This is a genomic window from Ruegeria sp. K7 (assembly GCF_056531785.1).
The window spans coordinates 148,753-161,951 of record NZ_JBQFMJ010000004.1; the positions used below are offsets into that span (position 1 = coordinate 148,753).

The window sequence follows — 13,199 nt, forward strand, 5'->3', positions numbered from 1 at the left end:
CGCATTCACCCTTCGTATTCAGGCGTCAAATCGATTTACAGGAGAAACCCGATGCTCAAAGGTTTAGGCGGTCTGGGCGATATGGCCAAGATGATGAAATCCGCGCAGGACCTGCAGACCAAAATGACCGAAATGCAGGAAGAACTGAACAACCTCATGGTTGTCGGCGAATCCGGCGCCGGTCTGGTCAAGGCCACTGCCACCGCCAAGGGCGAACTCAAAGGTCTGGACATCGACCCGTCGATCTTCAACGGAGACGACAAGGAAGTGGTCGAGGACCTGATCCTGGCCGCCATCAAGGACGCGCAGACCAAGGCCGCCGAGCGCTCTCAGGCGGAAATGGCCAAGCTGACTGAAAGCATGGGGCTGCCGGCAGACATCAAACTGCCGTTCTGATCTTCATCTTTTCCAAAATACTCCCGCCGGAGGCTCCCTCCGGTGCCAAACAGGACAGGCCGTGAGTTCGAACAGCGACATCGACAACCTGATCGACCTGATGGCCAAGCTGCCGGGCCTTGGCCCGCGCTCGGCCCGTCGCGCGGTTCTGCACCTGATCCGAAAACGCGCCCTGCTGCTGACACCGCTGTCGGACGCAATGCAGCAGGTCGCCGCCACCGCCCGCGAATGCCTGAATTGCGGCAATGTCTGTACCGCTGACATCTGTGACATCTGCGACAGCGAGGCCCGCGCCACCGGAGAGCTTTGTGTCGTCGAGGATGTCGCTGATCTTTGGGCGATGGAACGTGCCGGTGTCTTCAAAGGCCGCTATCACGTTCTGGGCGGTACACTTTCGGCCTTGGACGGTGTCGGCCCGGACGAGTTGCGCATTCCCCGCCTCAAAGACCGCGTGACGGCCGAGGGCATCACTGAGATCATCCTTGCCTTGAACGCCACAGTCGACGGACAGACCACCGCCCACTACATTGCCGACCAGTTGGAGGGACAGGTCCGCCTGACCTCACTTGCGCAGGGTGTGCCAATTGGGGGTGAGCTGGATTATTTGGACGACGGGACGATCACGGCGGCGCTGAGGGCGCGGAAAGAACTGTAAGGTCACAGAACCTGCCCCGAGAACATTTTTGAATCATCCTTTGATTTTCCAGAGTAGTGCGTAACTTATGAGCAGATATCCCGATCTATTCGTACTGCGACACGGCGAAACCGAGTGGAATACTCTTGGGAAATTTCAAGGCCGCAAGGACTCTCCGCTGACCGAAACGGGCAAGGCGCAGGCGCGCACTCAAAACCAAATTCTGAGCGGCATTCCGAACACACCGTCTCGGGTCGTCGTCAGCCCGCAGGAGCGCGCGCAGCACACGGCTCGGCTCGCGATTGCACCCCATCTGCAACAGGAAACTGACCACCGCCTGCAGGAAATCGCATTTGGCCAATGGGAAGGTGTAACCAAGAACGTCATCAGGTCGCAGATCGACTACGCTTACGAAAGCTATTTGTGGTTTTTTCGCAGCCCTGGCGGTGAGAGCTTTGAGGAGATATCGGCGAGAGTTAGATCCTTTCTGGATGAGCAAGAGGAGCCCTCAATCATTGTGACCCACGGTGTAACTTCTTTGGTGCTAAGGGGGATCTGGCTGGGCCTGGATCAGGAAGGCCTGCTTAAGCTGCCTCGCACACAAGGGTGTGTCTTCCATCTTTCCAACGGTACGGAAACGATACTTCTGTAGAGGCGGCCGCATTATTATCCGACACGTGCCTGCTGCACGCTTTCGGATCACAGCCTTTGGTTATGCGCAAAACTGCGCTAAGGATATCCAAACACTACCATTTTAGCTGGAGCATTCCTCGATGACCCGCCTTCTCGCCTTCACCTTTGCAGCCTTCACCGCAATCTCCGCTATGGCACAACAACTTGTCGACAAAGGCTTTGTCGAGGGCTGGAACATCATGATGGACCCCGCACTTGGCAACGGGTGCCTGATCCAGACGATCTATCAGGATCTGTCGGTCGTGCGGCTGGGCTATGACGCGTTGGGCGATCGCGGATACTTCACCGTTTATAACAAGGCATGGGGCGATATCGAACCGGGGAAAAACTATCCGATCCGGTTCGATCTGGACGGCAAGAGCTTTGACGCCACCGCCATCGGGTTCAGGCAGGATCGCGTGCCAGGGGGGACGGTGTTTTTCACCGACCGCAACTTTGTAAACGCGATTGCGCAGAACAGAACCATGACTGTCTACAACCCGGCAGGTGAGCGTGTGATGGCAATCGACCTCAAAGGCACGGCCAAGGCGCTGGAGTATGCGCGGGACTGCCAGAACAAGAAGCTCTAACGAATCGGATCGAACAAGGCGTCCTTGGCGGTGCAATCGCGGATCACATCCCGTCCGCAGGGCACCGGTTTCAGGTCGCGCGACAGACACAGGCGGACCTCTTCGATGTAACCCTGTTTGCAGGTCACGGTGATCATATCGCGTTTAAGACCGGGGTTTGCTTTCACAAACGCGTCCTCAACGACCGAGGCGGGCAGTTTCACCGACGCATCCAGTTTACGAAACACCGGTGGGCGTTCAACGCGCTCATAGGCTTGGCGGGACAATGCGAAATAGTCAGTCGCGCTGAGGCCCGTACAGGTGCCGTGCTTTTTCCACTGATGCCACGCCAGACCGGAACTGCCCTGAATGTCTTCCATTTCCCGGGTCATGCGGCGCGTTGGCGGTGACTCTGGCGTGCGGCAGTAGGCTGGCCAACCCTGATGGTATTGCGGCCAGAGACCATGCAAAATCCAGCCGTGATCATGCCGCGCATCGCATTGGTCCGATCCGCGCGCATCGCCTTCGCGGGCGCACCAGTTGGGCGACCAGCTGAGCGCCAGTACGTAATAGTCGAACTCACCCGCCTTTTCGCCATCGGCCAGCGCCGCCATTGAACCGAACACCCACAAAACCAGCCCCGCAATTCCTTGGCGCATTCGCCTCTTCCCTTCTTGCCTTCCCGCGACTATATACGGGCCAAGTTCCCCGACAACGGAAACCTGCCCCAACACCAAGGGGCCGCCGAATTCCGGCGACGGGAAAGATGTATTTATAGGAGATGGGCTGATGGCAAAACCGCTTATGGCCAAGGCAACAGCCGTATGGCTGGTGGACAACACCACGATCAGCTTCAAGCAGATCGCTGATTTCGTAGGAATGCACGAGCTTGAAGTGCAGGGCATCGCGGATGGCGATGTTGCTGCTGGCGTCAAAGGGTTCGACCCCATCGCCAACAACCAGCTTACCCAGGAAGAAATCGACTCGGCGCAGAACAATCCGCTGCACAAGCTGAAGCTCAAGTTCAATCCCGCCGCCTCGGGCGAGGAAAAGCGCCGTGGTCCGCGCTATACCCCGCTGTCGAAGCGTCAGGACCGCCCGAACTCGATCCTGTGGCTGGTCAAATTCCACCCAGAACTCAGCGATGGTCAGATCGCCAAGCTGGTCGGCACCACCAAGCCGACCATCCAGTCGATCCGCGAGCGTACCCACTGGAACATCGCCAACATGCAGCCGATCGACCCGGTTGCGCTGGGCCTGTGCAAACAGTCCGAGCTGGACGCGATCGTTCAGAAGGCCGCCGCCAAGAAAGCCGCCGAAGGCGGCGTCATGAGCGACGACGAACGCCGCAGGCTGGTGTCGACCGAGCAGTCTCTGGAAATGGACGCCGCGCCCAAGATCCCGACTGCCATCGAGGGTCTCGAGACCTTCTCGCTGTCCGATGACAGCGATGACAAGGAAGAGAACGAACCGATCGTGGACGCCGACAGCTTCTTCAACCTGCCCAAGGGTGGTGGCGAGGAAGAGGATGAAGACGATCTTCGCCCATAATTGACGTGTGACCCCGGCCCGACTGGCCGGGGTTTTGCTTTTTTGGAAGAACCATGCTGAACGTACTGTCAGCCATTTTTGGCCCGCATCGCGCTGTATCCATCTATGCTTTTGTCCAGACGAAGGGTCTGGCCATCGCCGGTGTGCTGGCCCTCATCGCCGTAACGGCAGGTTTGCTGATCCTGAATGACGACGGCGTGCACGAACACGACTCGTTTTTTGTCGCCGATGTTCTGTCCGCTTCGCCGATCAATGGCGATCTGAAGAACGGCGTCGTGGCGTCGGTGCGCCTGCCGGATGGTTCAGCGGCATCGATAACGTCGACCGAAGCTCCGATTGCACAATCAGTTGGCACCAGCGCTTGCGTCGAAAAGCGGGTTTATGTGGAAAGCGGCGAGGCGCGGTACCGGTTCAAATTACCACGATATTGCGAGGCTGGCTGAGCCGCCACGATCTAATTGAAACCGCCCGGCCTGAACGCCGGGCGGTTTTTCATTTTCAGATCATCTCGAACAGTATTCCGGCGATGATTGCACCGCTGATCCCCAGACCCAGATAGGTAGCAAAGACACGGGGTTTGACCAGCGACCAGACCGCGGCCATTGCCGGGATCGAGCTGACTGCGCCTGCGACCATGAAGGACATGGCGGCACCCGCGCTCATCCCCTGCTCGGTCAGGCCGGCCAGTAGCGGCGGTGCGACGTAGGAATTCAGATAGGCAGGCATGCCAACCAGCGCCGCGATCACGATCGGCAGGACACCGTCACCACCGACAACCCGGGCGATCATGTCAGCCGGTACATAGCTAACCAGAAGCGCCTCGAGCACATAGGCCAGCGCCAGCCATTTGAGCAGGAACACACCATTGTGCACAAACTCGGACCGGAAGCGCACGCGGCGATCCGGGTCCTGCCAGAAACGCCAGACCGGTTTGTCGTCCTTCTTCGGGCCGCAGCCGCAGCAACCGGCGGGTTTGTATTCACGCAGAGGCTGCGAGAAGGCGCCGTTGCGCATCAGGGCGCGCACCACGAACCCGCCGAACAGCCCTAGCGCCACTGCCGCAACGGCTTTGCCTACGGCAAACGGCCACCCCAGTGCCGCGGCCGTGATCAACAGCGTTGGCGGATCGATCAGGGGTGAGCTGAGCCAGAAGGCCATAACGGCCGACAAAGGCGCGCCCAGGGCCAGAAGTCCGGCGATAAACGGGATGACCTCGCACGAGCAGAACGGAGCCAGGCCACCAAACAAGGCGGCCAGAAAGATCATTCGTGTCTCGCGCCCCTCGAAGGCCCGTGCCACCATGACCTCGGCCCCTGTTGCCTTGAGATAGGACAGCAGCAACACGGCAAACAGGATGTATTGACCGGTATGGGCCAGCGCCTTGCCGGCAAACGTTACCACCTCGGTCCAGTTTCCGGAATCCAGAACAGCGACGGTTGCAAGAAGCGCCACGATCACTGCCCAGGGCGTTTTAATCAGATCGGCGACGGATCTGGCCGGTACCTTCGGATTTTGTGTCAGTTCAGCCATCGTTCGCGGCCTTTCCCACTTCGTCCATGCAGCACTCACTCAGAATGAACTGGGCAAGATCCCGAAGCTCATCGAAACAGGCGCGGTTAATCGTGGTGCGCCCGATCTTTTCCTGTTCCACGACACCACCAGCGGCAAGGAACCGCAGATGATGGGCCAACGTCGATGGCGCAATGCCCGTGCGACTTTGGATTTCGCCCACGGTCAGGCCCGCCTGCCCGGCGCGGACCAGGGTCTTAAGAACTTTCAGCCGGGCCTCGGACCCCATGGCTGAAAACCCTGCAGCAGCGGTTTCCCACATTTTCATCACCTCTATTAAACTAATTTTCTAGTTATTTAGGTTTATGGTTTCATCGTGTCAACAGATTTTTGCCAAATCGTGCCACAAGATGTTAAGTCCAGATTGCCCCGCGATTAAGTCCACTCTATAAGGCCCTATGGGGATATCGGTCGACACATTCTTTCTTGAGCTGAACGGACAGGGCACGCTGCAGGCGCAAATCCAGCAGATGATTGCCGAAGGCATCTTGTCAGGGCGGTTCCACGTTGGCGAAAAACTGCCCTCGTCCCGCAAACTTGCCGCGCATCTGGGCGTCAGCCGGATCACGGTGACTCTGGCCTACACCGAGCTTCTGGCAAATGACTACCTGACTGCAAAAGGGCGGTCCGGGTATTACGTCTCAAACAACGCACCGGTGCCGCCAAAATACACTCCGGTTCAGCGTGGGGCTGAAAATGTTGACTGGAATACCGCGCTGGCGCGCCGGTTCTCCGAAGGCGATGTCCTTCCCAAGCCCAGCGACTGGCGCGATTACCGGTATCCTTTCATCTACGGCCAGGCAGACCGAACCCTGTTCGATCACGCAAACTGGCGTCTGTGCGCCGTGCGGGCGCTGGGTCACAAGGATTTTGCCTCGCTGACCGGCGACTATGTGGATCAGGATGATCCCCTTCTGATCGAGTTTATTGCCCGTCATACCTTGCCGCGCCGGGGAATCGCGGCGCGCCCAGAAGAGATTCTGATCACGCTGGGCGCCCAGAACGCGCTTTGGCTGGCCTCGCGTATACTGCTGAACAAAACACGCAAGGCGGCGATCGAGGACCCCTGCTATTACGCCCTCCGCGAACTGTTGAGCCACTCCGAGTGTCAGCTCACACCGCTGAAGGTCGACCGGGACGGCCTTTCGCCGGACATCATCCCCGACGATACGGACGTCATCTTCACCACGCCAAGTCACCAAAGCCCGACCACCGCGACCATGCCGGTGTCTCGAAGGGGCGAACTGCTGAACAGGGCGCGCCAACTGAACGCGATGATCGTCGAAGACGATTACGAATTCGAGATGTCCTTTCTGGGCGCGCCCTCACCCGCTTTGAAATCCATGGACCGGGACGGGCGCGTAATCTACGTCGGCAGCTTCTCGAAATCTTTGTTTCCCGGTTTGCGCCTGGGCTACATGGTCGGGTCCGAGCCCTTCATTCGCGAAGCCCGCGCCCTGAGATCGCTGGTTCTGCGCCACCCACCCGGCCACATCCAGCGCACGGCCGCCTATTTCTTGTCGCTCGGGCACTATGACGCGCAGATCCGACGCATGTCGAACGCGCTTTCCCAAAGGCGGGACGCCCTTGAGAAAGCCGTAGAACAATACGGCCTGACGGTTGCCGGTCGCGGTATGTTGGGCGGATCATCGATATGGATGTCGGCACCCGACCATGTGGATGCGACACAGCTTGCGCGCAACCTGCAAAGCCAAAGCGTACATATCGAACCGGGCGAGCCATTCTTTTCCGGACCGGACCGCCCGCAGAACTTTTACCGCCTCGGATATTCGTCAATCACTTCGGATCGCATATCCCCGGGTATCAAGCTGATTGCCGACGCAATCCGCGCGTATTAAGACGACTGGCTTTCAAACAGAATCCCCCTGTATCTCCAACGCCCCAAGGACGCCAACGGTGCGACAGGGTACCGGCGGTACCTATTTTTGGCGAGTGATCCGGCCCGACTCTGGACATATTCCGCCGCGCGTTCTGGCCCTAACGCAGCTGCCACCCTTGCGCCAAAACCATATGCAAAGGCAAGGCAAGGTGCCTGGCCCGTTCCACCTTTGCTTGGAGAGCGCACACATGAAAATGACCACGGAAGAGGCCTTTGTTAAGGTCCTGCAAATGCACGGAATCGAACACGCGTTCGGGATCATCGGGTCGGCTATGATGCCGATCTCCGACATTTTTGGAAAAGCTGGCATCACTTTCTGGGATTGCGCACACGAAGGCTCGGGCGGCATGATGGCCGACGGCTACACCCGCGCCACCGGCAAGATGTCGATGATGATCGCGCAGAACGGCCCCGGCATCACCAACTTTGTCACCGCCGTCAAAACCGCCTACTGGAACCACACCCCGCTGCTGCTGGTCACCCCGCAGGCCGCGAACAAGACCATGGGTCAGGGCGGCTTCCAGGAAATGGAACAGATGCGCATGTTCGCGGACTGCGTCTGCTATCAGGAAGAAGTGCGCGACCCCTCGCGGATGGCCGAAGTTCTGAGCCGCGTGATCACCAAGGCCAAGCGCGCCTCGGCACCGGCACAGATCAACGTACCGCGCGACTTCTTCACCCAGGTTGTTGATATCGACCTGCCTGCCGTCGTCGAATTTGAACTTCCCTCGGGCGGCTCATCCGCCGTCACCGAAGCCGCCGCGCTGCTGTCGGAAGCCAAGAACCCGGTCATCCTGAACGGCGCCGGTACTGTTCTGTCCAAGGGCGGAATCGAGGCATCCAAGGCGTTGGCCGAGCGTCTGGACGCGCCGGTTTGCGTTGGATACCAGCACAACGACGCTTTCCCCGGCTCCCATCCGCTGTTTGCCGGCCCGCTGGGCTACAACGGTTCGAAAGCGGGTATGGAGCTGATCAAGGAAGCCGACGTTGTTCTTTGCCTTGGCACCCGTCTGAACCCGTTCTCGACCCTGCCCGGCTATGGAATGGAGTACTGGCCCACAAACGCCAAGATCATCCAGGTTGACATCAACCCCGACCGTATTGGCCTGACCAAGAAGGTCTCGGTTGGCATCGTGGGCGATGCGGCCACCGTTGCAACCAATATTCTGGCGCAGCTTTCGGACACAGCAGGCGACGAAGGACGCGACGCGCGCAAGGCGAAAATCGCGGAAACCAAGTCGCGCTGGGCGCAGGAACTGACCTCGATGGATCACGAGCAGGACGATCCGGGCACCACCTGGAACGAACGCGCCCGTGCTGCCAAGCCCGACTGGATGAGCCCGCGCATGGCGTGGCGCGCCATTCAGGCCGCACTGCCGAAAGAGGCGATCATCTCGTCCGACATCGGCAACAACTGCGCCATCGGCAACGCCTACCCGTCGTTTGAGGCAGGCCGCAAATACCTGGCCCCCGGCCTGTTCGGCCCCTGCGGCTATGGCCTGCCATCGGTGATTGGCGCCAAAATCGGCTGCCCGGACACTCCGGTCGTTGGCTTCTCGGGCGACGGTGCCTTCGGCATTGCCGTGACCGAACTGACCGCCATCGGTCGTGACGAATGGCCCGCCGTGACCCAGATCGTCTTCCGCAACTACCAGTGGGGTGCGGAAAAGCGGAACTCGACCCTGTGGTTCGACGACAACTTCGTCGGCACCGAACTGGACACCAAGGTCTCCTACGCCGGAATCGCGCAGGCCTGTGGTCTGAAAGGCGTCGTTGCCCGTACCCAGGACGAGCTGACCGCAGCACTGAACCAGGCGATCGAAGATCAGAAGAACGGCATCACCACCCTGATCGAAGCCTTGATCAACCAGGAACTGGGCGAACCGTTCCGCCGTGACGCGATGAAGAAACCCGTCGCCGTTGCCGGTGTGTCCGCGGACGACATGCGCGAACAGATCGTGTAATTGCAGGACGGAGCCGGAGCGCATGACCCTGACACCCATCGAGCTGTTGCGTCAGCGCGCCCCGGCAACCCGACCTGTAATTTCCTTATGCGAAGGCAGTGATCCCCGCATTGTTGCGGGGGCGCTTGCCGCCCATGCGGCTGAACTGGCCGATGTCATTCTGGTCGGCGTACACGCCGACATCGAGGCCACTCTGAAAGACCTGGGCGCGTCCGAATCAGATGGTGTGACTATACACGACCCTGCAACTTCGGATCTGACCGAAGAGTTTGCCCAAACCTATTTCGAACTGCGCCAGCACAAGGGCGTGGATCAGGCCAAAGCCCGAAAAGCCGCCGAATCTCCTCTGGTTTATGCCGCCATGCTGGTTCGCAGCGGGCGCGCCACCGGAACGGTCGGCGGCGCCGTCCATACCACCGGTGATATCGTGCGGACGGCCATTCAGGTGATCGGCATGGCGCCGGACGCGGGAATGGTGTCCTCATTCTTCCTGATGTACCCGCCAGAAAACGCAATGCCGGGCGCACGGGCGATGCTGTATTCCGATTGCGGCCTTGTGATCGACCCCAGCGCTTCAGAGCTGAGTAGGATCGCACTCGCATCATCCAACTCCGCACGGGCATTGCTGTGTGTTGATCCCAAAATCGCCATGCTCAGCTTTTCAACCAAGGGCAGTGCGAAACACGCCGCTGTGGACAAGGTCATCGAAGCCACCGAAACCCTGCGGCAGACGGCACCAGATCTTGAGGTCGACGGCGAATTACAGTTCGATGCGGCCTTCGTACCATCAGTCGGAGATCGCAAATCCCCCGGATCGTCTGTGGCCGGTCAGGCCAACGTCATGATCTTCCCCAATCTCGACGCGGGCAATATCAGCTACAAGATCACTCAGCGCCTTGGCGGGTATTCTGCCATCGGCCCGGTTTTGCAGGGGCTGGCCCAACCGGCCAATGACCTGTCACGCGGCTGCAGCGCCGAGGATGTGACCCAGATGATCGCCGTGACCGCTCTGCAGGCCAACAGAACATAGAACTTATATTTGCGCCGTTCACAGAACGGTGTTCTCAATTCGGAATGAAAGTGACAAGTTCATCCCGACACAACCGACAGGACCCGCCAATGACGCATCAGCAGCCGATCCTAGACACTTCTCCCAAGGTCTCGGACGAGATCAGGCGGACCACCTGCTATATGTGCGCCTGCCGTTGCGGCATCAATGTGCACATGAAAGACGGCAAGGTCGCCTATATCGAAGGCAACCGCGATCACCCGGTGAACAAGGGCGTTCTGTGCGCCAAGGGCAGTGCCGGGATCATGCAAGTCAACGCGCCGTCACGGCTGCGCGCACCGTTGAAACGGGTTGGGCCGCGCGGCTCTGGCGAATTCGAAGAAATCAGCTGGGACGAAGCGCTGGACATCGCCGTCGGCTGGCTGAAGCCCCTGCGCGAAGACAACCCCGAGAAGCTGGCCTTTTTCACAGGCCGCGACCAGTCTCAATCCTTCACCAGCTTCTGGGCGCAGAATTTCGGCACCTGTAACTATGCAGCCCATGGCGGGTTCTGCTCGGTCAACATGGCGGCTGGCGGCATCTACACGATGGGCGGCGCATTCTGGGAATTCGGACAGCCCGACTGGGATCACACCAAGCTGTTCATGCTGTTCGGCGTGGCCGAAGACCATGACAGCAACCCGATCAAGATGGGCATCGGCAAAATCAAGGCGCGCGGCGCGCGGGTGATCGGCGTGAACCCGATCCGGTCGGGCTATAACGCTGTTGCTGACGACTGGGTTGGCATCACACCCGGCACAGACGGATTGTTCATCCTGTCGATGATCCATGTGCTCATGAAGGCCGGCAAGATTGATCTGGACTATCTCAGCCGCTACACCAACGCGCCTGTGCTGGTAAACGCCTCGGACGGGCCGGAACAGGGCCTGTTCCTGCGCGATTCAGACGGCAAACCGCTGGTCATTGATCGTGCAACCGGCGAACTGACCGCCTTTGACAAACCCGGCGTGCGCCCAGACCTGTCGGCCACCTACGAAAAAGACGGCGTCACCCACCGCCCGGTCTTCCACCTGATGGCCGAGAAATACCTCAGCGAGGAATACGCCCCCGAAGCCATCGCCGAAAAGTGCGGCATCCCCGCCAAGCGCATCCGCGCCATTGCAGCGGAACTCGCCCGCGTCGCCTTTGACGAGGCCTTCCAGATCGATCAGGAATGGACCGATTTCCGGGGCGAGAAACATGACAAGATGATCGGCCGCCCCGTCGCCATGCACTCGATGCGCGGCGTCTCGGCCCATGCCAACGGATTCCAGACCTGCCGGGCGCTGCATGTGCTGCAGATCATTCTGGGCACGGTCGAGGTGCCCGGCGGCTTCCGGTTCAAACCGCCCTACCCCAAACCGGTCGAGGCACACCCGACGCCACACTGCAAGGTCACACCGAACTCACCGCTGGACGGCCCGCATCTGGGCTTTGTACGCGGTCCGGATGATCTGGCGCTGAAGGCCGACGGCAGCGCAGCGCGGATCGACAAGGCGTTCACCTGGGAAAACCCGATGTCCAGCCATGGTCTGATGCATATGGTGATCTCGAACGCACATGCCGGCGATCCCTACAAGATCGACACGCTGTTCATGTACATGGCCAACATGTCCTGGAACTCGACCATGAACACCAAGGGTGTCATGGACATGCTGACGGACAAGAATGAAAACGGCGAATATGTGATCCCGCATATCATCTATTCCGACGCCTATTCCTCGGAAATGGTCGCCTATGCCGACCTTATCCTGCCCGACACCACCTATCTGGAGCGGCACGATTGCATTTCGCTGCTTGACCGCCCGATCTGCGAGGCGGACGGCGCCGCAGACGCCATCCGCTGGCCGGTGATCGAGCCTGACAGGGATGTGCGCGGGTTCCAGACGGTTCTGATCCAGCTTGCCAACAAGCTGGGCCTGCCCGGCTTTACGAACGAAGTCGGCGCCGCCAAGTACACCGATTACGCCGACTATATGGTCAACCATCAGCGCAAGCCGGGCATTGGCCCACTGGCCGGCTTCCGCGGCGAGAACGGCGATCAGGCCGGGCGCGGCGAGGTGAACCCGGATCAGTTGGACCGTTACATTGAAAACGGCGGGTTCTACGTCGAACATGTGCCGGATGAGGCGCTGTACTACAAACCCTGGAACAGCGCCTATCAGAACTGGGCCGTCAACCTGGGCCTCTATGACAGTCCACAACCATACCTGTTCCAGCTCTACTCCGAGCCGATGCGAAAATTCCAACTGGCAGCCGAAGGGCATGGCGAGCGCCAACCGCCCGATCATCTACGCCAGCGCATCAAGGACACGATGGATCCTTTGCCGATCTGGTACGAAACCGATCAGACCGGGAACGAGGGGTTCACCGTCAACGCCCTGACCCAGCGGCCCATGGCAATGTATCACAGCTGGGGCACCCAGAATGCGTGGCTGCGCCAGTTGCACGGACGCAACCCGCTCTATGTGCCGACCAAACTGATGCGAGAACACAACCTGTCGGACGGCGACTGGGCCAAAGTCACGTCTCCGCATGGTGAAATCACCGTGCCAGTGATGGAAATGGCGGCGCTGAACGACAATACTGTCTGGACCTGGAACGCCATTGGCAAACGCAAAGGCGCGTGGGCCCTGCAGGAGGACGCCCCCGAGGCCACCAAGGGATTCCTTCTGAACCATCTGATCCACGAGCTTTTGCCCCCGAAAGGTGACGGGCTGCGTTGGGCAAACTCCGATCCAATCACCGGGCAGGCCGCATGGTTCGATCTGAAAGTCAAAATCGAAAAAGCAGCCGCGCTGCAGGAAATGAAGGAAAGCCAGCCGGCCTTCCCACCGATCAAATCACCTGTCGGAACCGGTCCGACCGATCTGGCATGGAAGGTGGGCAAATGACC

The 13,199-nt window shown here is 59.7% G+C and carries 13 protein-coding genes; 10 read left to right on the top strand and 3 right to left on the bottom strand.

The features are described from left to right. The first annotated feature begins 51 nt into the window (after nt 1-51). From ACR0FE_RS09555 to ACR0FE_RS09570, 4 genes are all read left to right on the top strand, one after another. Nucleotides 52-396, top strand: a complete 345-nt coding sequence (locus ACR0FE_RS09555) for a YbaB/EbfC family nucleoid-associated protein (RefSeq protein ID WP_170328851.1) — start codon at nt 52-54, stop codon at nt 394-396. Nucleotides 397-457: 61 nt separating this feature from the next. After that, entirely contained in the window at nt 458-1,051 is a 594-nt protein-coding gene (gene recR / locus ACR0FE_RS09560; protein ID WP_170614298.1) for a recombination mediator RecR, read from the top strand. Nucleotides 1,052-1,118: 67 nt separating this feature from the next. Next, on the top strand, nt 1,119-1,682 hold the full coding sequence (locus ACR0FE_RS09565) for a histidine phosphatase family protein (protein WP_480912623.1): 564 nt from the start codon (nt 1,119-1,121) through the stop codon (nt 1,680-1,682). A gap of 121 nt (nt 1,683-1,803) precedes the next feature. Further along, nucleotides 1,804-2,292 (top strand): hypothetical protein, encoded by a 489-nt coding sequence (locus tag ACR0FE_RS09570; RefSeq protein ID WP_480912624.1) that lies wholly within the window; start codon nt 1,804-1,806, stop codon nt 2,290-2,292. Here ACR0FE_RS09570 and ACR0FE_RS09575 read toward each other — a convergent pair. Then, nucleotides 2,289-2,930 carry a ribonuclease T2 family protein gene (locus ACR0FE_RS09575; protein WP_480912625.1) on the bottom strand — a complete coding sequence of 214 codons (642 nt, stop codon included), beginning with the start codon at nt 2,928-2,930 and terminating at the stop codon, nt 2,289-2,291. The genes ACR0FE_RS09570 and ACR0FE_RS09575 overlap by 4 nt on opposite strands. A 130-nt stretch (nt 2,931-3,060) precedes the next feature. Here ACR0FE_RS09575 and ACR0FE_RS09580 point away from each other — a divergent pair, with 130 nt between their 5' ends. Together ACR0FE_RS09580 and ACR0FE_RS09585 are read left to right on the top strand one after the other, a co-directional pair. Then, nucleotides 3,061-3,822: a DUF1013 domain-containing protein gene (locus ACR0FE_RS09580; protein WP_170807341.1), complete on the top strand. Its 762-nt coding sequence runs from the start codon at nt 3,061-3,063 to the stop codon at nt 3,820-3,822. 53 nt (nt 3,823-3,875) lie between these two features. Beyond that, complete coding sequence (locus tag ACR0FE_RS09585) at nt 3,876-4,265, top strand: hypothetical protein (RefSeq protein WP_170614293.1); 390 nt, start codon at nt 3,876-3,878, stop codon at nt 4,263-4,265. A 55-nt stretch (nt 4,266-4,320) separates the two neighbouring features. On the opposite strand, the gene ACR0FE_RS09590 is transcribed toward ACR0FE_RS09585, so the two are convergent. Together ACR0FE_RS09590 and ACR0FE_RS09595 are read right to left on the bottom strand one after the other, a co-directional pair. Further along, a complete protein-coding gene (locus ACR0FE_RS09590) occupies nt 4,321-5,352 on the bottom strand; it encodes a permease (protein ID WP_480912626.1) in 1,032 nt (343 codons plus the stop codon). Further along, nucleotides 5,345-5,653, bottom strand: a complete 309-nt coding sequence (locus ACR0FE_RS09595; protein ID WP_170807456.1) for an ArsR/SmtB family transcription factor — start codon at nt 5,651-5,653, stop codon at nt 5,345-5,347. Before ACR0FE_RS09595 ends, ACR0FE_RS09590 begins: the two co-directional genes overlap by 8 nt. A 136-nt stretch (nt 5,654-5,789) precedes the next feature. Here ACR0FE_RS09595 and pdxR point away from each other — a divergent pair, with 136 nt between their 5' ends. The 4 genes from pdxR (at nt 5,790) to ACR0FE_RS09615 (ending at nt 13,197) form a co-directional block, all read left to right on the top strand. Beyond that, nucleotides 5,790-7,250, top strand: coding sequence for a MocR-like pyridoxine biosynthesis transcription factor PdxR (pdxR, locus tag ACR0FE_RS09600; protein ID WP_480912627.1), 1,461 nt, complete (start codon nt 5,790-5,792; stop codon nt 7,248-7,250). Between the two features lie 229 nt (nt 7,251-7,479). Continuing rightward, the gene (xsc, locus tag ACR0FE_RS09605; protein ID WP_480912628.1) at nt 7,480-9,255 is read left to right on the top strand and encodes a sulfoacetaldehyde acetyltransferase; all 1,776 of its coding nucleotides are present in this window, start codon (nt 7,480-7,482) and stop codon (nt 9,253-9,255) included. 22 nt (nt 9,256-9,277) lie between these two features. After that, the gene (gene pta, locus ACR0FE_RS09610; RefSeq protein WP_480912629.1) at nt 9,278-10,285 is read left to right on the top strand and encodes a phosphate acetyltransferase; all 1,008 of its coding nucleotides are present in this window, start codon (nt 9,278-9,280) and stop codon (nt 10,283-10,285) included. An 89-nt stretch (nt 10,286-10,374) separates the two neighbouring features. Continuing rightward, nucleotides 10,375-13,197, top strand: a complete 2,823-nt coding sequence (locus ACR0FE_RS09615) for a molybdopterin oxidoreductase family protein (protein ID WP_480912630.1) — start codon at nt 10,375-10,377, stop codon at nt 13,195-13,197. Nucleotides 13,198-13,199: the final 2 nt, after the last annotated feature.

What these genes read in the sequence shown, in the direction of transcription:
- xsc (WP_480912628.1), top strand. Translation starts at nt 7,480, where the DNA reads ATGAAAATGACCACGGAAGAGGCCTTTGTTAAGGTCCTGCAAATGCAC.
- ACR0FE_RS09555 (WP_170328851.1), top strand. Translation starts at nt 52, where the DNA reads ATGCTCAAAGGTTTAGGCGGTCTGGGCGATATGGCCAAGATGATGAAA.
- ACR0FE_RS09615 (WP_480912630.1), top strand. Translation starts at nt 10,375, where the DNA reads ATGACGCATCAGCAGCCGATCCTAGACACTTCTCCCAAGGTCTCGGAC.
- pta (WP_480912629.1), top strand. Translation starts at nt 9,278, where the DNA reads ATGACCCTGACACCCATCGAGCTGTTGCGTCAGCGCGCCCCGGCAACC.
- pdxR (WP_480912627.1), top strand. Translation starts at nt 5,790, where the DNA reads ATGGGGATATCGGTCGACACATTCTTTCTTGAGCTGAACGGACAGGGC.
- ACR0FE_RS09585 (WP_170614293.1), top strand. Translation starts at nt 3,876, where the DNA reads ATGCTGAACGTACTGTCAGCCATTTTTGGCCCGCATCGCGCTGTATCC.
- ACR0FE_RS09580 (WP_170807341.1), top strand. Translation starts at nt 3,061, where the DNA reads ATGGCAAAACCGCTTATGGCCAAGGCAACAGCCGTATGGCTGGTGGAC.
- ACR0FE_RS09575 (WP_480912625.1), bottom strand. Translation starts at nt 2,930, where the DNA reads ATGCGCCAAGGAATTGCGGGGCTGGTTTTGTGGGTGTTCGGTTCAATG.
- ACR0FE_RS09590 (WP_480912626.1), bottom strand. Translation starts at nt 5,352, where the DNA reads ATGGCTGAACTGACACAAAATCCGAAGGTACCGGCCAGATCCGTCGCC.
- ACR0FE_RS09570 (WP_480912624.1), top strand. Translation starts at nt 1,804, where the DNA reads ATGACCCGCCTTCTCGCCTTCACCTTTGCAGCCTTCACCGCAATCTCC.
- ACR0FE_RS09595 (WP_170807456.1), bottom strand. Translation starts at nt 5,653, where the DNA reads ATGTGGGAAACCGCTGCTGCAGGGTTTTCAGCCATGGGGTCCGAGGCC.
- ACR0FE_RS09565 (WP_480912623.1), top strand. Translation starts at nt 1,119, where the DNA reads ATGAGCAGATATCCCGATCTATTCGTACTGCGACACGGCGAAACCGAG.